The sequence below is a fragment of the Clavibacter tessellarius genome, assembly GCF_001618005.1.
Lineage (GTDB): Bacteria > Actinomycetota > Actinomycetes > Actinomycetales > Microbacteriaceae > Clavibacter > Clavibacter tessellarius_A.
The window spans coordinates 157,593-176,797 of record NZ_LQXA01000035.1 but is presented as its reverse complement, the minus strand read 5'-3'; the positions used below and the strand labels follow the sequence as shown (position 1 = coordinate 176,797).

Here is a 19,205-nt window from a genome sequence, read left to right as displayed (position 1 = left end):
AGTCCGTGCCTAGGCCCGCTCGTCGAGCAGGCGGCTCGACTCGTCGTGCCAGCTCGTGGCGATGGCCGACAGCTTCTCCTGGTACTTCTTGCCATGGTGGGCACAGAAGAGGAGCTCGGAGCTGTTGACCTCGACTCGGATGTAGGCCTGCGCACCGCAGCTGTCGCAGCGGTCGTTGGCGGTGAGCTGGTGGTTGTCGAGCTCGTCGACGGGACGCTCGGTCGCGGTCGGTGTCATGTGATGCTCCCCTCCGGGTCGGGTCGTGTGTCGAGCCGAATGCGTCAAGTAGACCACGTGCTCCCGGGTGGCTGCTGTCCTCGGGCCCGACGTTTCGCTCTGCGCGTAGGCGCGAGCGGGGACGGCGGGTCGGAGGGGGAGGCACCGGGTGGCGGTTAAGATCGACATCGGCTCGCGTCCGGCGAACGCCGGACGCACATGGAGGACAGCACGTGGCAGCATCCGATTATTCCGCCCGCCATCTCTCCGTCCTCGAGGGCCTCGAGGCGGTCCGCAAGCGGCCCGGCATGTACATCGGCTCCACCGACTCGCGCGGCCTCATGCACTGCCTCTGGGAGATCATCGACAACAGCGTCGACGAGGCCCTGGGCGGGCACGGCGACCGCATCGACGTCCGGCTGCACGCCGACGGGAGCGTCGAGGTCCGGGACACCGCACGCGGCGTCCCCGTGGACATCGAGCCGAAGACCGGGCTGTCCGGCGTCGAGGTCGTCTTCACCAAGCTGCACGCCGGCGGCAAGTTCGGATCCGGCTCCTACGCCTCCTCGGGCGGCCTGCACGGCGTCGGCGCGTCCGTCGTCAACGCCCTCTCGGAGCGGCTCGACGTGGAGGTGGACCGCGGCGGGAAGACGTACGCCATGTCGTTCCGTCGCGGCGAGCCGGGCATCTTCGACGACGAGGGGGAGCCGAGCCCCGACGCGCCGTTCCGCCCCTTCACGTCCGGCAGCGAGCTGCGTGTCGTCGGCAAGGTGCGCAAGGGCGTCACCGGCACGCGGATCCGCTACTGGGCCGACCGACAGATCTTCACCCGCGGCGCGTCCTTCCTCACCGAGGAGCTGCTCGGCCGAGCGCGGCAGACGGCGTTCCTCGTCCCGGGCCTCAGCATCGACATCGAGGACCTCCGCGGCGAGCAGCCCGTGCGCGAGTCCTTCCGCTTCGACGGCGGCATCGCGGAGTTCGTCGACCACCTCGCCGTCGACGCGCCGCTCACCGACACCTGGCGGCTCGAGGGGTCGGGCACGTTCACGGAGACGGTTCCCGTCCTCACCGACGGCGGCGCCATGGTGCCCACCGAGCTGACCCGCGAGTGCGCCGTCGACATAGCGCTGCGCTGGGGCACCGGGTACGACACGCGCTTCAAGTCGTTCGTCAACATCATCGCGACGCCCAAGGGCGGGACGCACCAGGCCGGGTTCGAAGCGGGGCTGCTCAAGTTCGTCCGCGCGCAGGTCGAGGCGAACGCCCGGAAGCTCAAGGTCGGCACCGACAAGCTCGAGAAGGACGACGTGCTCGCCGGGCTCACGGCCGTGCTCACGGTGAGGTTCCCCGAGCCGCAGTTCGAGGGGCAGACGAAGGAGGTGCTCGGCACGCCGGCCGTGCGCCAGATCGTGTCGCAGGTGGTGCAGAAGGCCATGGCGGAGCGCTTCGAGTCGACCCGACGCGAGGACAAGGCGCAGACGGCCGTGCTCCTCGAGAAGGTCGTCGGCGAGATGAAGTCGCGGATCTCGGCCCGCACGCACAAGGAGACGCAGCGTCGCAAGAACGCGCTGGAGAGCTCCTCCCTGCCGGCGAAGCTCGTGGACTGCCGGTCGAACGACGTCGCGAACAGCGAGCTGTTCATCGTGGAGGGCGACTCGGCCCTCGGCACGGCGAAGCTCGCCCGCGACAGCGAGTACCAGGCGCTGCTGCCCATCCGCGGGAAGATCCTCAACGTGCAGAAGGCCTCCCTGCCGGACATGCTCTCGAACGCAGAGTGCGCGTCCATCATCCAGGTGCTCGGGGCAGGATCCGGCCGCACGTTCGACCTGTCGGCCGCGCGCTACGGGAAGATCATCATCATGAGCGACGCCGACGTCGACGGCGCCCACATCCGCACGCTGCTGCTCACGCTGCTGTTCCGCTACATGCGGCCGATGATCGACGAGGGCCGCGTGTTCGCCGCCGTGCCGCCGCTGCACCGCGTCGTGGTGATGAACCCGGGGTCGAAGCCCAACGACGTGATCTACACCTACTCGGAGCGCGAGCTCGCAGCCGTGCTCGCGCAGGCGAAGCGGCAGGGCAAGCGCTACCAGGACCCCATCCAGCGCTACAAGGGCCTGGGGGAGATGGACGCCGACCAGCTCGCGACCACCACGATGGACCGCCGCAACCGCACGCTGCGCCGTGTGCGGGTGGACGACGCCGAGGCGGCGACGCGCATGTTCGAGCTGCTGATGGGCAACGACGTGGCGCCGCGCAAGGAGTTCATCATCGACGGAGCCGGCGCCGTGCGGGACCGCATCGACGTGTGACGCGCGGGTGCCACACCCGGCGCACGACGACGACGGCCGCGGACCCCGAGGGATCCGCGGCCGTCGTCGTCCGTACCGGGACTACGTCTCGAGCGGGGCGGACCCGTCCTCGGCCGCGGGCTCCACGACGCCCACGGCGGCGCCCGACGCCGCGTCCGGGACCTCGGCGGGGGTGACCGCCTGGCCGACGCCGCCGATGGCCTTCTCGAGCGGGATGCCCGAGCCGTCGCGCTTCATGCCGGTGGGCGGGAGCTGCCGCACCTCGCCGGCGGGGCCGACCGCGAGCGCCGGGCCGGGGCCCACCCAGGCGAGGGCCAGGTGGTCCTCGCCCTTGAGGTAGGCGTGCGCGCGCACGCCGCCCGTCGCGCGGCCCTTCCGCGGGAAGTCCCCGAAGGCGGACACCTTGGCCCGCCCGGGGTCGACGCCGGCGATGGTCGCCGACGACGCGGAGACGGTGACGACCTGGGCGCCCTCGGGCGCCACGGAGGAGAAGAACAGCACGCGGGCGCCTGCGGCGAGGTTGACCCCTGCGACGCCGCCCGCCTGCACGCCCTGCGGGCGCACGGAGACCGCCGGGAAGTGCAGCAGCTGCGCCTCGCTGGTGACGAACACGAGCTCGTCCGTCTCGGCGCCCTGGCGCGCGCCGACGACCTCGTCGCCCTTCTTGAGCGCGATGACCTCGAACTCCGGCTTGGCGGGCAGCGACGAGGGGGCGACCCGCTTGACGACGCCCTGACGCGTGCCGATCGCGATCGCCTCGTCGGACTCGAGCGCGACGAGAGCGACGACCCGCTCCTTCCGGTCGGTGAGGCCGAGGTAGTCGCGGATCCGCACGCCCGCCCCGAGCTGCACGCTCGCGACGGGCACCACGGGCAGGTCGACGGGCGTCATCGTGATGAGGCGCCCGGTGCTCGTGATGGCGCCGATGCGCGTGCGGCTCGTGGTCTCGATCGCCGTGAGCACCGCGTCGTGCGAGCTGCGGCGCACTGTCTGCAGGGGCGTGCCGGGGGCGTCCGTCGGCAGGTCGACGCGGACCGCGCGGCCCGTCGTCGAGAGCAGCACGCGGCAGGGCACGTCGGCGATCTCGAGCACGGGCGCCGTGCGGCGGCTCGACGCGCCCGCCACGCTCGGCGCCGCCTCCGTGAGGAGAGTGCGCCGGGGCGTCCCGAAGCGGTCGGCCACCTCCTGGAGCTCGCTGGAGACGAGCGCGCGCAGGCGGAGCGGATCCGCGAGGATCGCCTCGAGCTCGGCGATCTCGGCACGCAGCCGGTCGCGCTCCTCCTCCAGCTCGATGCGGCTGAACCGCGTGAGACGACGGAGGCGGAGCTCGAGGATGTAGTCGGCCTGCAGCGTCGACAGGTCGAACACGTCCATCAGCCGCGCGCGCGCCTGGTCGGTGTCGTCGCTGCCGCGGATGACCTGGATGACCTCGTCGATGTCGAGGATCGCGATGAGGAGCCCGAGCACGAGGTGCAGCCGCTCCTGCCGGCGGGCGAGCCGGTAGCGCGTGCGCCGCGTGACCACGTCGAGCCGGTGCGCCACGTAGACCTGCAGCAGCTCCTTCAGGCCCAGCGTCTGCGGGCTGCCGTCGACCAGCGCGACGTTGTTGATGCTGAACCCGTCCTCGAGCGGCGTGTAGCGGTACAGCTGCTCGAGCACCGCCTCCGGGTTGAAGCCCGTCTTGATCTCGATGACGAGCCGCAGCCCGTGCGTGCGGTCGGTGAGGTCCGTGACGTTCGTGATCCCGGAGAGCTTCTTGTTCTGGACGCCGTCCTTGATCTTCTCGATGACCTTCTCGGGGCCGACGAGGTACGGCAGCTCGGTGACGACGAGGCCCGACTTCCGCGGCGTGAGGCTCTCGACGGAGACGCGCGCGCGGGTCTTGAAGCTGCCGCGGCCGGTGAGGTACGCGTCCTTGACGCCGGCCAGGCCGATGATCGTGCCCCCGGTGGGCAGGTCGGGCCCCGGGACGAAGGCCATGAGGTCGTCGAGCGAGGCGTCGGGGTGGTCGATGAGGTGACGCGCGGCACCCACGACCTCGATGAGGTTGTGCGGCACCATGTTGGTCGCCATGCCGACCGCGATGCCGCTGGCGCCGTTGACGAGCAGGTTCGGGAACGCCGCCGGGAGCACGGCCGGCTGCATGAAGGCGTTGTCGTAGTTGGGCACGAAGTCCACGACGTCCTCGTCGAGGCCCTCGACCATCGCGAGGGCCGAGGCCGCCAGCCGCGCCTCCGTGTACCGGGGGGCGGCGGGCCCGTCGTCGAGCGAGCCGAAGTTGCCGTGCCCGTCGATGAGCGGCACCCGCAGCGTGAACGGCTGCGCCATGCGCACCATCGCGTCGTAGATGGCCGAGTCGCCGTGGGGATGGAGCTTGCCCATCACCTCGCCCGTGACGCGCGCTGACTTCACGTGCCCGCGGTCGGGACGGAGGCCCATCTCGCTCATCTGGTAGAGGATGCGGCGCTGCACGGGCTTGAGGCCGTCGCGCGCGTCGGGCAGGGCCCGGGAGTAGATGACCGAGTAGGCGTACTCGAGGAACGAGTTCTCCATCTCGGTGGAGACGTCGACGTCCTCGATCCGCTCGGCGGGCTCGTCGGGCGTGGTGTTCGTGGTGGAGGGACTCATGGACTCTCTGGGTCGGGATCGCGCTGCGTCGGATCGGCGTCACGGCGCGGATGCGCGCCGGGCTGCTGTGGCAGACTGGGCCGGATGGCCCCCATGCTACCGGCGCCCGGATCCGGCCGGATGAGCCTCACCGCGGTCCTGCCCGGCTGCCTCGCCGCCCTCGCGGGGGAGGGGTCCGAGGCGTCCCTGCCCCCGGTCGACCGCGCCGTGGTCGTCCTCGTCGACGGGCTCGGCTCCGCCGCCCTCCGCGCGCGGGCCGGACACGCGCGGAACCTCGTGCGCGACTGGCGGAAGCGCGACCTCGTCGACGTGGGGTTCCCCACCACGACCGCCGCCAGCATCACGTCGTTCACCACGGGCGTCCGCGCCGGGGAGCACGGCCTCGTGGGCTACAGCGCGCTCGACCCCGCGGGCGACCGCGTCCTCAAGCTCCTCTCGGGATGGGACGCCCGCAGCGTCCCCGAGGAGTGGCAGCCCGTCCCCACCGTCTTCGAGCGCGCGGCCACGGCGGGAGTGCCGGCGTTCGCGGTCGGCCCGGCGCGCTACTCCGGGTCCGGCTTCTCCCGTGCCGCCCTCCGCGGCGCGACCTACGTCCCCGCCGAGTCGATGGCGGACCGGTTCGCGACCACCCGCGCCCTCCTGGACCGCACGCCGCGCGCGCTCGTCTACCTCTACGTCCCGGAGCTCGACCAGGCCGCGCACTCCCACGGCTGGCAGTCCGACCGCTGGCTCCGGGATCTCGAGGAGCTCGATGCCGCCTTCGGCCCGTTCCGCGACCGGCTCGGCGCGCGCGAGGGCCTGCTCGTCACGGCCGACCACGGGATCGTCGACGTGCCCGCCGAGTCGCACGTGCTCTTCGACCGCGTGCCCGAGCTCGTGGCGGGCGTCCGGCACGTCGCCGGCGAGCCGCGCTGCCTGCACCTGCACCTGGAGCCCGGTGTCGACGCCGACGCGCTGGCCGACGCCTGGCGCGCGTCTGAGGGCGGCCGCGCGCATGTCGCCACGCGTGACGAGGCCCTCGCAGCGGACTGGTACGGCGAGGTCCGCGACGGGGTCGCTCCGCGCATCGGCGACGTGGTCGTGGCCGCGCGCGCGCTCATCGCCTACTACGACGGACGCCCGCGGGACCAGGGCGCGCGCCGGATGGTCGGCCAGCACGGCTCCTTCTCGGACGAGGAGCGGCTGGTCCCGCTCATCCGCGCCGGAGCCTTCGCGCGCGGCTGACCCGGGACCGATCCGACGGGCGGCCGTCAGGCCAGGTGGTCGTCGTCGCTGCGCGCGCCGAACACGATCTCGTCCCAGCTCGGCATCGCCGTTCGTCCGCGTCGCCCGGAGGCCTTGCCGGATCCGCGCGACTCGGCGCCGCCGGGGGTCCGCAGGCCCTCGTCCTCGGCGTCGCCCTGCGAGCGCTCGCGTCCCGACTCCCCGCGGCCGATGCCGGGGACCACGGCGGAGCGCAGCGGGGGAGCGCCGCGCTGCCCGCCGCGCGGACGGGTGAGCGGCTCGCCGCCGCGCGCGGCGGGCGACGGGGACTCGGCCGGCGACGCGTCCGCCGCGTCGCCCTCGTCCTCGCGCGGCACGGACTCGCGCTCCCCGCGCCGGCGGCGCAGCGCCTCGAGCAGGTCGGCGGTCTCGTTCAGCTCGGCCTGGGCGACGCGGGCCGGCTGCTGGCTCCCGGCGGGGTGGTTCCCCTGTCGTCCCAGGTGCGTCACGGCGGCGCCCTCCTCGCGCCGCGGCGCCTCCCACGGCTGGGGCGCGGTGTCCTGCGTGGCGGATGCGACCGGCTCCGGGAGCCGGAACGCCCCGCTGTCGAACCGCGTGACGCCGTCCTCCTGGTGCGTGTCCACCGTCTCGGGCGGCAGCGCCCGGAGCCTGGGGATGAGCGCGCCTCGGATCTCGCCCTGCTGCGAGAGCGTGACGGCCTCGTTGTTGGCGGGGGAGAGGGCGTGCTTCTTGGGGTCGTAGGCCCAGCGCGCGTCGTGGTCGATCTCCTCGGAGGTGAAGGACGCCTTGACCACCCAGCCGCCGAGCTGCTCCTTCCAGCTGCTCCAGCGCACGTCGGTCGCGCCGAGCGACTCGAGTCGCTCCTCGATGACCTGGCCGAAGAGCGTGCCCTGGCCCATCGGGTCGACCTCGATGGCCGTGTGGACGGGGACCTTCATCGCGCTGCGCACGACGTGCTCGCGCTCGGCGACGACGGGCCCCTCGAACTTGCGCACGTACTCGACCGACGCCCCGGTCTCCCGGGCCACGTCCTCCGCGCTCATGCCCTGGCGGATGAACGACTGGATGATGCGGGGCGCGGCCTTGCGCACGGCGCCGCCATCACCCGTCTGACGGCGCAGCGCCTGGCGGAACGCGTCGTCCATGGCGAGGCGGTGGCGGTCGCCGCCCACCGTCTCGACGACGAGGGCGCCGTCCTCGACTCCGACGATCTTCAGATCCTGCATGTGTTCCACGCCTCTCGCGCTCACTGGACGATTCACGATGTCACGAACCGGCCCCTCTTCCGGGGAATACGCGTGGCGCGCCGCGACTTGTGTCGGACGAGAGCGTCGGGAGGCGGGATCGCGGCGCCGGAGGGCACTCAGTTAGTGCGCGAACGGTGTACCGTGTGAGTCCGCGTCCGAGGCCCGGACACGGGCCGGCGCTCCGCATCGGAACGCCCGATCAGGTGCCTCGCGAGGGGCCCTGGGACGGTTTGCTATCCGGATGCGATTCATGCAAACTGTGCCCGCCGATTCCGTTCGGCGGTTATTCGAGAAGTGGACAGGAATGGCAACTGATTACGACGCCCCGCGCAAGACGGAGGACGACTCCGACTCGATCGAGGCTCTCAAGGAGCGCGTCCCGGACCGCATGTCCGGGGTCGTGGACGTCGACGATGCCGACAACCCCGGGAGCTTCGACCTCGCCGGAGCCGACCTCTCCGACCTCGAGCTCGAGACCGTGGTGCTGCCGCCGCAGGCGGACGAGTTCACCTGCGTGAGCTGCTTCCTCGTGAAGCACCGCTCGCAGATCGACCACCAGGAGAAGCTCGGGCCCATCTGCCAGGAGTGCGCCGCCTAGGGAGACGCCGGGCGAGAGCCCCTAGAGGCCATGCGCCTCACCGCACGTCATGATCGCCGCGATCCCCGGATCGCGGCGATCAGTCGTTCCGGCGTCCGTGTGGACACCAGCCAGTAGGGCGCCGGGTCCGCCGCGTCCAGGAGCGGCACCTTGACCACCGGATCCACCCACCCTCGGATCACGAGGAACGCCCGCGCGTGCAGCCGCACGCCGCGCTCGGCCGTCGCGTCGGCGCCGCGGAACGCCTCGGGCTCGCCGAGCTGGTCCACGTCGATGGTGGCGCGGCCGGCCCGCAGCCGCCCGTCGACCACCTCGATCACGGGACTCGTGAGCACGAGCGTCGCGACGACCCCCGCGTAGAGGACGATCGCGACCACCACCCCGGCGACGACGCTGATGGGGAGGAAGACGAGCAGGCTCGCGGGGATGACGAGGGCGGTGGCGACGAAGAGCCAGGGAGCCGGCCGGAGCCGCTCTCTGTAGGGGGGTGGGGGCATGCGCCTATTCGATCAGATTCCTGCACTAGCCTCTCACCGTGCCCGATCCCGTCGACGTCCTCATCGCGGGCGACGCCCCGATCCCCGCCTACGCGCACCCCGGCGACGCCGGTGCCGACCTCGTGAGCGCGGAGGCCGTGCGCCTCGAGCCCGGTCGGCGGGCCACCGTCGGCACGGGAGTCTCGATCGCCCTCCCGGACGGCCACGCCGCCTTCGTGCTTCCGCGCAGCGGGCTCGCGGCACGCCACGGCATCACCATCGTCAACGCGCCCGGCACCGTCGACGCGGGCTACCGCGGCGAGATCCGGGTGACGCTCCTCAACACCGACGCCGACCACGCGTACGATGTCGCGGTCGGCGACCGCATCGCGCAGGTCGTCGTCATGCCGGTCAGCCGGGTGCGCTTCGTGCCCGTGGAGAAGCTGCCCGGGAGCCACCGCGGCTCGGGGGGCTTCGGCTCCACGGGCACCGGCGCCCTCCCCGCCCGAGAGTCAGGAGACCGAACATGACCGACGACACCACCGACCAGCCCGACGACACGGTCGCGGACGAGGCCGAGCACGTCCTCGACGCGAAGTCCGCGCCCGACGACCGGGCCGACGAGGGGCCGCTCGACGAGACCGAGGCGAACCCGGTCCGTCCCTATGTCGACCTCGGCGGCATCAAGATCCTGCCGCGCGAGGGCCTGCACCTCCGTCTGGAGGTGGCCGAGGGCACGCAGCAGGTCGTCGCCGTCGGGCTCGACTTCGCCGAGTCCAGCCTCCAGGTGCAGCCCTTCGCGGCGCCGCGCTCGAGCGGCCTGTGGCATGAGATCCGCACGACGATCGGGGAGCAGATCCAGAAGCAGGGCGGCACCACGCGCCTCGCCGACGGTCCGTTCGGCCCCGAGCTGCACGCGGTCATCCCCGTCGTCCCGCAGCCGGGCCAGCCGGCGGCGACCACCCGCGACGCGCGCTTCATCGGCGTCGACGGTCCGCGCTGGTTCCTGCGCGGCGTCATCACCGGCCGCGCCGTGTCCGACCCCGAGGCGGCCGCCGCCGTCGAGGACCTGTTCCGCAGCGTCGTCGTGGTCCGCGGATCCTCGCCGATGCCCCCGCGCGACCTCATCCCCCTGAAGATGCCGGCCGCGCAGGTCGGCACCACGTCGGGCGCGGCACCCGCCGGCGAGGCCCCGGCCCCGGCGCTGGGTTCCTGAGCGTGACGGCGGGCGACGAGCCGCGCCGGCCGGGCGCGCCAGCCGACGCCGGGTCCGAGCAGCAGGGTCCCGCCGCTCCGGCTGCGGGCGAGGCGCTCGGCGCGAGCATGGCCCAGGCCGCCGAGCGCGCCGGGCTCGGCCAGGCCGCGCGCGGCGAGCCGATGACGCCCTCCGCCCTGATCGGCGCGATGGGCGGCGTCCGCGGCGTCCTCGAGGCGATCGTGCCCGGCCTCCTCTTCCTCGTCGCCTTCACGCTCACGCGCGACATCGTGCTGTCGGTCGCCGTCCCGGTCGGCGTCGCGGTCGTGGCGGTCATCGCCCGCCTCGTCCAGCGCTCGGCCGTCGCCCCCGCGGTCGGCGGCCTCGTCGGCATCGTGATCTCCGCCGTCCTCGCCCTGCGGTCCGGGGAGGGGCGCGACTTCTACGCCCTCGGCCTCTGGACCAACGGGGCCTACTTCACCGTGCTGCTCGTGTCGGTCGTCGTCGGCTGGCCGCTCGTCGGCGTCGCCGTCGGCTTCCTCATGGGGGACGGCACCGCCTGGCGAGGCGACCGGCGGAAGTCCCGCGCGCTCCGGCTCCTCACGCTCGTGTGGGTCGCGTTCTTCGGCCTCCGCCTCGCGGTGCAGCTCCCGCTCTACCTCGCCGACGCGATCGACGCGCTGGGCGTCGCTCGCCTCGTGATGGGCACGCCGCTCTACGGCGTGCTGCTCGTGCTCTCGTGGCTCTTCGTCCGCGCGGTGTACGCGGCCGACCGCTCGGCCTCCCCGGCCGCCTGACGCGAGACCCGTCCCGCCCGCGCGCGCCGCGGCGACGACCGGTCGAGGCGGTGATACGTTTATCTCGACGTCGAGATACATCGACGCCGTCCCCGCCCGCGTCGGCGCGCCCGCTCAGGGTCGCCTTACTGGACCCGGCCGCGGCGGGCGACCAAGATCGGATGACGGGCGGAACGCGGGTTCCGCGCCCATCCAGCGAGGGAAGAGGGCCACGTGTCTGCAATCAACAGCTTCGGCGCGAAGGACACACTCCGCGTCGGGGACACCGACTACGAGATCTACCGCATCGACACCGTGCCGGGCCACGAGCGGCTCCCGTTCAGCCTCAAGGTGCTGCTGGAGAACCTGCTCCGCACCGAGGACGGCAAGAACGTCACGGGGTCGCAGATCAGCGCCCTCGGCGACTGGGTGCCCGAGTCCGAGCCCGACACCGAGATCCAGTTCACCCCGGGCCGCGTCGTGATGCAGGACTTCACCGGCGTCCCCTGCATCGTCGACCTGGCCACCATGCGCGAGGCCGTCGGCGAGCTGGGCGGCGACCCGACCCGGATCAACCCGCTCGCGCCCGCCGAGCTCGTCATCGACCACTCGGTCATCGCCGACCTCTTCGGCTCCGAGGACGCGCTCGAGCGCAACGTCGACATCGAGTACGAGCGCAACGGCGAGCGGTACCAGTTCCTCCGCTGGGGCCAGACGGCGTTCGAGGACTTCAAGGTCGTCCCGCCCGGCACCGGCATCGTGCATCAGGTCAACATCGAGCACCTCGCCCGCGTCACCATGACGCGCGAGGTCGGCGGCGTCCTCCAGGCCTACCCCGACACCTGCGTCGGCACCGACTCGCACACGACCATGGTCAACGGCCTGGGCGTGCTGGGCTGGGGCGTCGGCGGCATCGAGGCGGAGGCGGCCATGCTCGGCCAGCCGGTCTCGATGCTCATCCCCAAGGTCGTCGGCTTCAAGCTCTCCGGCGAGATCCCCACAGGCGTCACGGCGACGGACGTCGTGCTCACCATCACGCAGATGCTGCGCAAGCACGGCGTCGTCGGCAAGTTCGTCGAGTTCTACGGCTCCGGCGTCGGCGCCGTCCCGCTCGCGAACCGCGCCACCATCGGCAACATGAGCCCCGAGTTCGGCTCGACCGCCGCCGTGTTCCCCATCGACGACGTCACGCTCGACTACCTGCGCCTCACCGGCCGCAGCGACGAGCAGGTCGCGCTCGTCGAGGCCTACGCCAAGGAGCAGGGGCTCTGGCACGACGCGTCGGTGGAGCCCACCTTCAGCGAGTACCTCGAGCTCGACCTGTCCACCGTGGTGCCGTCCATCGCCGGCCCGAAGCGCCCGCAGGACCGCATCGAGCTGACGGACGCGAAGTCGCAGTTCGAGCGCGACCTCAACGACTACGCGAAGGTCGACCACGACATCGTCGACCTCGCGTCGGCCATGAGCTTCCCCGCGTCCGACCCGGGCGAGCTGCAGCCGGAGGACGAGCACTCCACGCACGAGACGCACCACGCGTCGAACAGCCCCACGAGCGTCACGAAGCCCACGCGCGTCACCCTCGAGGACGGGCGCGACTTCACCCTCGACCACGGCGCGGTGGCCATCGCGGCGATCACCTCGTGCACCAACACGTCGAACCCGTCGGTCATGCTCGCGGCCGGGCTCCTCGCCCGCAACGCCAGCAAGAAGGGCCTGAAGGCCAAGCCGTGGGTGAAGACCACGCTGGCGCCCGGATCCAAGGTCGTCACCGACTACTACGAGAAGTCCGGCCTCACGACGTACCTCGAGGACCTCGGCTTCTACACCGTCGGCTACGGCTGCACGACCTGCATCGGCAACTCGGGCCCGCTGCTCGACGAGATCTCCGCCGCGGTGCAGGACAACGACCTCGCGGTGACGGCGGTCCTCTCGGGCAACCGCAACTTCGAGGGCCGCATCAACCCCGACGTGAAGATGAACTACCTCGCGAGCCCGCCGCTCGTGATCGCGTACGCGCTGGCCGGATCGATGAACTTCGACTTCGACGCCGACGCGCTCGGCACCGACACCGAGGGCAACGACGTGTTCCTCAAGGACATCTGGCCCGACGCGGACGAGGTCCAGTCGACCATCGACAGCTCCATCGACACGGGCATGTTCACGCACCAGTACGCCGGCGTCTTCGACGGCGACGAGCGCTGGCGCTCGCTCCCCACGCCCACGGGCGCGACGTTCGAGTGGGACGCGGAGTCCACCTACGTGCGGAAGCCCCCGTACTTCGAGGGCCTCACGATGGAGACCACGCCGGTCGCCGACATCACGGGCGCGCGGGTGCTGGCCAAGCTGGGCGACTCGGTCACGACCGACCACATCAGCCCGGCCGGCTCCATCAAGGCGGACAGCCCCGCGGGCCGCTACCTCGACGAGCACGGCGTGGGGCGGAAGGACTACAACTCCTACGGCTCGCGTCGCGGCAACCACGAGGTCATGATCCGCGGCACGTTCGCGAACATCCGCCTCCGCAACCAGCTGCTCGACGGCGTCGAGGGCGGCTACACGCGCGACTTCACGCAGGAGGGCGGCCCGCAGTCCTTCATCTACGACGCGTCGGAGAACTACCAGGTCGCCGGCACCCCGCTCGTGATCCTCGCGGGCAAGGAGTACGGCTCCGGCTCGTCGCGCGACTGGGCGGCCAAGGGCACGAGCCTGCTCGGCGTCAAGGCGGTCATCACCGAGAGCTTCGAGCGCATCCACCGCTCCAACCTCATCGGCATGGGCGTCGTCCCGCTGCAGTTCCCGGCGGGCGAGACCTGGGACACGCTCGGGCTCGACGGCACCGAGGAGATCAGCATCACCGGTCTCGAGGCGCTGAACTCCGGCACCACCCCGCGCACCGTGCGCGTGGTCGCCGCCCCCACCTCCGACTCGCCCGCGGGCAAGGAGAAGGTGGAGTTCGACGCGGTCGTGCGCATCGACACCCCCGGCGAGGCGGACTACTACCGCAACGGCGGCATCCTGCAGTACGTGCTGCGCAGCCTCGTCGCGTAACAGGAGGCTGAGGAGGCCGGGCGGCGACGCCCGGCCTCCTTCGTGCATGCAGGGCCCTGCGTACACTCGATGAGGCGGACGTCGCGACATGGCGTCCGAGGGAAGGCGGTCAGCATGGGAATCCTCGAGACCATCACGGGACCCCGTGACCTGGACCGGCTGAGCCCCGGGCAGATGCTCGAGCTCGCCGTGGAGATCCGGCAGTTCCTGGTCGCGGAGGTGTCCAAGACCGGCGGCCACCTGGGCCCGAACCTCGGTGTCGTGGAGACGACCCTCGCGATCCACCGGGTCTTCGACTCGCCGAAGGACGCGATCGTCTTCGACACCGGGCACCAGTCGTACGTGCACAAGCTCGTGACGGGCCGCCAGGACTTCAGCCGGCTCCGCGCGTCCGGGGGCCTCGCCGGCTACCCGCAGCGGTCGGAGTCCGAGCACGACATCGTCGAGAGCTCGCACGCGTCCAGCTCGCTGAGCTGGGCGGACGGCATCTCCCGGGCCTTCGGGATCACCGGGCAGACCGACCGGCACGTGGTCGCGGTCGTGGGCGACGGGGCCCTCACGGGCGGCATGACGTGGGAGGCGCTCAACAACATCTCCGACGACAACACGCGCAAGCTCATCATCGTCGTCAACGACAACGGCCGCTCCTACGCCCCGACGATCGGCGGCATGGCGCGGTTCCTCAACACGGTGCGCACGCGCCGCACCTACCGCGGCCTCTACGAGACGAGCCAGCGCGTGTTCGGGGTCTTCGGGGCGCCGGGGGACAGCCTCTACCGCGGGCTCCGCGGCGGCCTGCACGGATTCCTCACGCGCGTCACGGACAACGAGGCGCTCTACTCCAACCTCGACATCAAGTACCTGGGGCCCATCGACGGGCACGACCAGCAGGCCATGGAGGAGGCGCTCCAGCAGGCGCGCGACTACGGCGCCCCGGTCATCGTGCACGCCATCACGGAGAAGGGCCGCGGCTACGAGCCGGCGCGCCGGGACGTGGCCGACCAGTTCCACGCCGTCGGCCAGATCGACCCCGAGACGGGGGAGCCGATCGACGCCGCGCAGGCCGCGAGCTGGACGAGCGTCTTCGCGGACGAGATCCTCGCCCTCGCCGACGAGGACCCGCGCATCGTCGGCATCACGGCCGCCATGCTGCGCCCCGTGGGCCTCCACAAGTTCGCCGAGAAGCACCCCGACCGCGTCCACGACGTGGGCATCGCCGAGCAGCACGCGGTGACGAGCGCCGCCGGCCTCGCGTTCGGCGGCCTCCACCCCGTCGTCGCGCTCTACGCGACCTTCGTCAACCGGGCCTTCGACCAGGTCCTCATGGACGTCGCCCTGCACCGCGCCGGCGTGACCTTCGTGCTCGACCGGGCGGGCGTGACCGGTCCGGACGGACCCAGCCACCACGGCATGTGGGACCTCGCCCTGCTGCAGATCGTGCCGCACATCCGCCTGAGCGCCCCGCGGGACGCGACGCGCCTCCGCGAGGAGCTGGGCGAGGCCGTGAAGGTGGACGACGCGCCCACCGTCGTGCGCTTCTCCAAGGGCGTCGTCGGCGACGAGATCGATGCCCTGCGGCGCCTCGACGACGGCGTGGACGTGCTGCACGAGTCGGAGGCGAAGGACGTCCTCATCGTGACCGTGGGTCCGATGGCGGCCATGGGCATCGAGGTCGCCGAGCGGCTCCAGGCCCAGGGCATCGGCGCGACCGTCGTGGACCCCCGCTGGGTCGTCCCGGTGCCGCGGAGCGTCGTCGAGCTCGGCGGCGCCCACCGCCTGGTCGTGACCATCGAGGACGGCGTGGTCGTCGGCGGCATCGGCACCCGGATCCGCCAGGACCTCCGGGAGGCCGGCATCGACACGGGCGTGACCGAGCTGGGGCTCCCGGACGAGTTCCTCGACCACGCCAGCCGCGCGGAGATCCTCGAGCGCGTCGGCCTGACGCCGCAGCACATCGCGCGCGACGTGGTGGCGCAGGTCCTCGGCAGCCGCGTGCCGGCCGCCCGGCCCCTGCGCGAGGATGCCGACCGCGTGTCCGTGGCCCCGGAGGACGACGAGCAGCCGTAGGCCGCAGCACGACGACGGAGGGCCCGGCCGTCGCGGCCGGGCCCTCCGTCGTGCGGTGTCGCGCTACGCGACGCCGCGGATCGCCGGCTGGTGGAAGGTCGTGCCGAACGCGCGCTCGCTCGCGCCGACCCGGTCGAGGTAGGGCGTGAGGCCGCCCATCTGGAACGGGTAGCCGGCGCCCAGGATGAGGCACAGGTCGATGTCCTCGGCCGCGTGCACCACGTCGTCCTGCAGCATGCGGTGCACCTCGTCCGCGAGGCCGGTCTCGACCCGCTCGCGGATCTCCTCGGCCGTCATGGGCGACTTGCCGCCCTTGACGATCCGCACCGCCTCCTTGTCGAAGCCCGTCGGCCGTCCCTTCGCGTCGCGCGCGTAGATGCGGCCGAGGTCCGCGAGCCGGTGCAGGTTCGGGCTCTCGAAGAACCGGTCGGGGAAGGCCGCGTGGTGCGTGTCGAGCACGTGCGCGCCGACCTTGAGGCCCACGAGCTCGAGCAGCTCGAAGGGCGTCATCGGCAGGCCGAACGGCGCGAGCGACCGGTCGACGACCTCGAACGGCGTGCCCGTGTCCACCGCGTGCATGGCCTCGCCGAGGACCTTGGCCAGGATCCGGTTGACCACGAACCCCGGGGTGTCGCGGGTGATCACGGCGTTCTTCTTGAGCTTCCTCGCGACCTGCATCGCCGTCGAGAGCGCTTCGTCCGTGGTCTGCGGCGTCCGCACGACCTCGATGAGCGGCATGACCGCCACCGGGTTGAAGAAGTGGAAGCCCACGAGCCGCTCCGGGTGCGCGAGCCGCTCGCCGATGCGCTCCACCGAGAGGCTCGACGTGTTCGTCGCGAGGATCGCCGTCTCGGAGACGTGCTGCTCGATCTCCGCGAACACGGCCTGCTTCACGCCGAGCTCCTCGAAGACGGCCTCGATGACCCAGTCCGCGTCGGCGAAGTCGGCCTTGTCGGTCGTCCCCGTGATGAGCGCCGTGAGCCGGTTGGCCTCGTCGGGGGAGACGCGACCCTTCTCGGCCAGCTTCCGGATCTCGCCGTGGATGCCGGCGACGCCCGCGTCGACGCGCGCCTGGTCGAGGTCGGTGATCACGACGGGGACCTGCAGCCGACGCACGAACAGGAGGGCGAACTGCGAGGCCATGAGCCCGGCGCCGACCACGCCGACCTTGGTGACCGGACGCGCGAGGTCCTTGTCCGGCGCTCCCGCGGGCCGCTTGGCGCGCTTCTGCACGAGGTCGAACGCGTAGATGCTCGCGCGGAACTGGTCGCCCGAGATGAGGTCCGCGAGGGCCTCGTCCTCCGCGGCGAACCCCTCCTCGCGGGTGCTGCGCTTCGCCCCCTGGAGCAGGTCGAGCGCCCGGTACGGCGAGAGCGCGACCGTGCCGATCCGCTGCTCGAGGGACTTCCGGGCGATGCCGATGGCGACGTCCCACTTGGCGATGCGCTCGAGGCGCCCCGGCGCGTTCGGGCGCTTCACCTCGATGGCGCCCGAGATGACGCCGTCGGCCCAGCGGATCGACTGCTCGAGGAACGACGCGGACGGGAACGACGCGTCGGCGATGCCGAGCTCCATGACGTCCTCCGCCTTCAGCGTGCGGTTGTTCTTGAGCGGGTTCTCGATGATCACCTTCAGGGCGTTCTCGATGCCGATGAGGTTCGGCAGCAGCCATGCCCCGCCCCAGCCGGGGATGATGCCGAGGAACACCTCGGGCAGCGCGACCGCCGGCACCGACTCGTCGACCGTGCGGTAGTCGGAGTTCAGCCCGATCTCGAGCCCGCCGCCGAGCGCGAGACCGTTGACGAACGTGAACGACGGCACGCCGAGCCGGTGCAGCCGTCCGAGGGTGTCGTGCCCGAGCTGCGCCATCTGACGACCGACCTCGCGGCTGGGGATCTCGCCGACCTTGCTGAGGTCGGCGCCCGCGGCGAGGATGAACGGCTTGCCGGTGATCGCGACGCCGCGGATCTCCCCGGCGGCCGCGCGCACCGTGAGGCGGTCGAGCACATCGGCGAGCTCCAGCAGCGTGGCCGGCCCGAGCGTGGACGGCCGGGTGTGGTCGCGCCCGTTGTCGAGCGTGACGAGCGCGAGCACGCCGCCGGAGGGCAGGTGGACGTCGCGGACGAACGAGTGCGTGACGACCTCGTCGGGATCGAGCGCCACGAGCTCCCGGAAGCGGCTGGTGTCGGTCACTTGTTCCTCTTCCTCTTGCCGGTGAAGTGCGGGTTCTCCCAGATGACGCTGCCGCCCTGGCCGAGGCCGACGCACATCGCCGTGAGGCCGTAGCGGACCTCCGGGTGCTGCTCGAACTGGCGCGCGAGCTGGTTCATCAGCCGGACGCCGCTGGACGCGAGCGGGTGGCCGACGGCGATGGCGCCGCCGTACTCGTTGACGCGCGGATCGGCGTCGTCGATCCCGAAGTGGTCGAGCAGGCTGAGCACCTGGATGGCGAACGCCTCGTTGAGCTCGAAGAGCCCGATGTCGTCGATCGTGAGGCCGGCCTTGCGGAGCGCCTTCTCCGTGCTCGGCACGGGTCCGATGCCCATGATCTCGGGCTCCACGCCCGCGAAGGCGAAGGACACCAGCGTCATCTTGGGGGCGAGGCCGAGCTCTTTGACGGCGTCGCCGCTCGCGAGCAGGGCGGCCGTCGCGCCGTCGTTGAGGCCCGACGAGTTGCCGGCCGTGACGCGGCCGTGCGGGCGGAACGGGGTGCGGAGCCCGGCGAGGCCCTCGAGCGTCGTCTCGGGGCGCATCGCCTCGTCGCGGGTGGCGAGCCCCCAGCCCTGGTCGGATCGAGTCGCGACGGGCACGAGGTCCGGCTGGATGTCGCCGTTCGCGTACGCGAGGGCGGTCTTCTGCTGGCTGGCCAGCGCATAGCGGTCGGCCCGCTCGCGGGTGAGCGCCGGGAAGCGGTCGTGGATCCGCTCGGCCGTGTTGCCCATGTTGAGGGCGTCCTGGCTGACGAGCCGCTCGGCGAGGAAGCGCGGGTTCGGGTCCGCGTCGAAGCCCATCGGGTGGCGGCCCATGTGCTCGACGCCGCCGGCTATCGCGAGGTCGTACGCGCCGAAGGCGATGCCGCCGGCCGTCGCGGTGACGCTCGTCATGGCGCCCGCGCACATCCGGTCGATGGCGAAGCCCGGAACCGAACGGGGGAGCCCGGCCAGCAGCGCCGCCGTCCGCCCGAGCGTGAGGCCCTGGTCGCCCGTCTGCGTCGTGGCCGCGATGGCGACCTCGTCGATCCGGTCCTTCGGGACCTGCGGGTTCCGTTCCAGCAGCCCGATCATGGCCTTGACGACGAGGTCGTCGGCCCGGGTCCGCCAGTACATGCCCTTCTCGCCCGCTCGCCCGAACGGGGTGCGGACCCCGTCCACGAAATGGACTTCGGCTCTCTCGACCACTGACGCCTCCTCGCATCGAT

General features: G+C 72.1%; 14 protein-coding genes. 8 read left to right on the top strand and 6 right to left on the bottom strand.

What is annotated here, in order from left to right:
- Nucleotides 1–9: 9 nt before the first annotated feature.
- Entirely contained in the window at nt 10–237 is a 228-nt protein-coding gene (locus AWH51_RS09745) for a DUF7455 domain-containing protein (RefSeq protein ID WP_012038337.1), read from the bottom strand.
- A gap of 212 nt (nt 238–449) precedes the next feature.
- On the opposite strand from AWH51_RS09745, the gene AWH51_RS09740 reads away from it, so the two are divergent.
- The gene (locus AWH51_RS09740; protein ID WP_063071869.1) at nt 450–2,528 is read left to right on the top strand and encodes a DNA gyrase/topoisomerase IV subunit B; all 2,079 of its coding nucleotides are present in this window, start codon (nt 450–452) and stop codon (nt 2,526–2,528) included.
- A gap of 81 nt (nt 2,529–2,609) precedes the next feature.
- On the opposite strand, the gene AWH51_RS09735 is transcribed toward AWH51_RS09740, so the two are convergent.
- Nucleotides 2,610–5,156 carry a DNA gyrase/topoisomerase IV subunit A gene (locus AWH51_RS09735; RefSeq protein ID WP_063071868.1) on the bottom strand — a complete coding sequence of 849 codons (2,547 nt, stop codon included), beginning with the start codon at nt 5,154–5,156 and terminating at the stop codon, nt 2,610–2,612.
- Between the two features lie 84 nt (nt 5,157–5,240).
- Between AWH51_RS09735 and AWH51_RS09730 the strand changes: the two genes are divergently transcribed.
- Nucleotides 5,241–6,380, top strand: a complete 1,140-nt coding sequence (locus tag AWH51_RS09730; RefSeq protein WP_063071867.1) for an alkaline phosphatase family protein — start codon at nt 5,241–5,243, stop codon at nt 6,378–6,380.
- A gap of 26 nt (nt 6,381–6,406) precedes the next feature.
- On the opposite strand, the gene sepH is transcribed toward AWH51_RS09730, so the two are convergent.
- Nucleotides 6,407–7,606: a septation protein SepH gene (sepH, locus tag AWH51_RS09725; RefSeq protein ID WP_063071866.1), complete on the bottom strand. Its 1,200-nt coding sequence runs from the start codon at nt 7,604–7,606 to the stop codon at nt 6,407–6,409.
- A gap of 325 nt (nt 7,607–7,931) precedes the next feature.
- Between sepH and AWH51_RS09720 the strand changes: the two genes are divergently transcribed.
- The gene (locus tag AWH51_RS09720; RefSeq protein ID WP_012038342.1) at nt 7,932–8,225 is read left to right on the top strand and encodes a DUF4193 domain-containing protein; all 294 of its coding nucleotides are present in this window, start codon (nt 7,932–7,934) and stop codon (nt 8,223–8,225) included.
- A gap of 47 nt (nt 8,226–8,272) precedes the next feature.
- Here AWH51_RS09720 and AWH51_RS09715 read toward each other — a convergent pair whose 3' ends face one another.
- On the bottom strand, nt 8,273–8,722 hold the full coding sequence (locus tag AWH51_RS09715) for a DUF3093 domain-containing protein (protein ID WP_063071865.1): 450 nt from the start codon (nt 8,720–8,722) through the stop codon (nt 8,273–8,275).
- Between the two features lie 38 nt (nt 8,723–8,760).
- On the opposite strand from AWH51_RS09715, the gene dut reads away from it, so the two are divergent.
- From dut to dxs, 5 genes are all read left to right on the top strand, one after another.
- The gene (dut, locus tag AWH51_RS09710; RefSeq protein ID WP_063071864.1) at nt 8,761–9,231 is read left to right on the top strand and encodes a dUTP diphosphatase; all 471 of its coding nucleotides are present in this window, start codon (nt 8,761–8,763) and stop codon (nt 9,229–9,231) included.
- Nucleotides 9,228–9,917 carry a DUF3710 domain-containing protein gene (locus AWH51_RS09705; RefSeq protein ID WP_063071863.1) on the top strand — a complete coding sequence of 230 codons (690 nt, stop codon included), beginning with the start codon at nt 9,228–9,230 and terminating at the stop codon, nt 9,915–9,917. The genes dut and AWH51_RS09705 overlap by 4 nt, the downstream gene beginning before the upstream one ends.
- A 2-nt stretch (nt 9,918–9,919) precedes the next feature.
- Nucleotides 9,920–10,693 (top strand): DUF3159 domain-containing protein, encoded by a 774-nt coding sequence (locus AWH51_RS09700; protein WP_254654531.1) that lies wholly within the window; start codon nt 9,920–9,922, stop codon nt 10,691–10,693.
- A gap of 213 nt (nt 10,694–10,906) precedes the next feature.
- Entirely contained in the window at nt 10,907–13,720 is a 2,814-nt protein-coding gene (acnA, locus tag AWH51_RS09695; protein WP_063071861.1) for an aconitate hydratase AcnA, read from the top strand.
- Between the two features lie 114 nt (nt 13,721–13,834).
- Entirely contained in the window at nt 13,835–15,787 is a 1,953-nt protein-coding gene (dxs, locus tag AWH51_RS09690; protein WP_063071860.1) for a 1-deoxy-D-xylulose-5-phosphate synthase, read from the top strand.
- 63 nt (nt 15,788–15,850) lie between these two features.
- Here the strand turns inward: dxs and AWH51_RS09685 are convergent, their stop codons facing one another.
- Nucleotides 15,851–17,980, bottom strand: a complete 2,130-nt coding sequence (locus AWH51_RS09685) for a 3-hydroxyacyl-CoA dehydrogenase NAD-binding domain-containing protein (RefSeq protein ID WP_063071859.1) — start codon at nt 17,978–17,980, stop codon at nt 15,851–15,853.
- Nucleotides 17,977–19,185, bottom strand: coding sequence for a thiolase family protein (locus AWH51_RS09680; RefSeq protein ID WP_063071858.1), 1,209 nt, complete (start codon nt 19,183–19,185; stop codon nt 17,977–17,979). Before AWH51_RS09680 ends, AWH51_RS09685 begins: the two co-directional genes overlap by 4 nt.
- Nucleotides 19,186–19,205 lie beyond the last annotated feature (20 nt).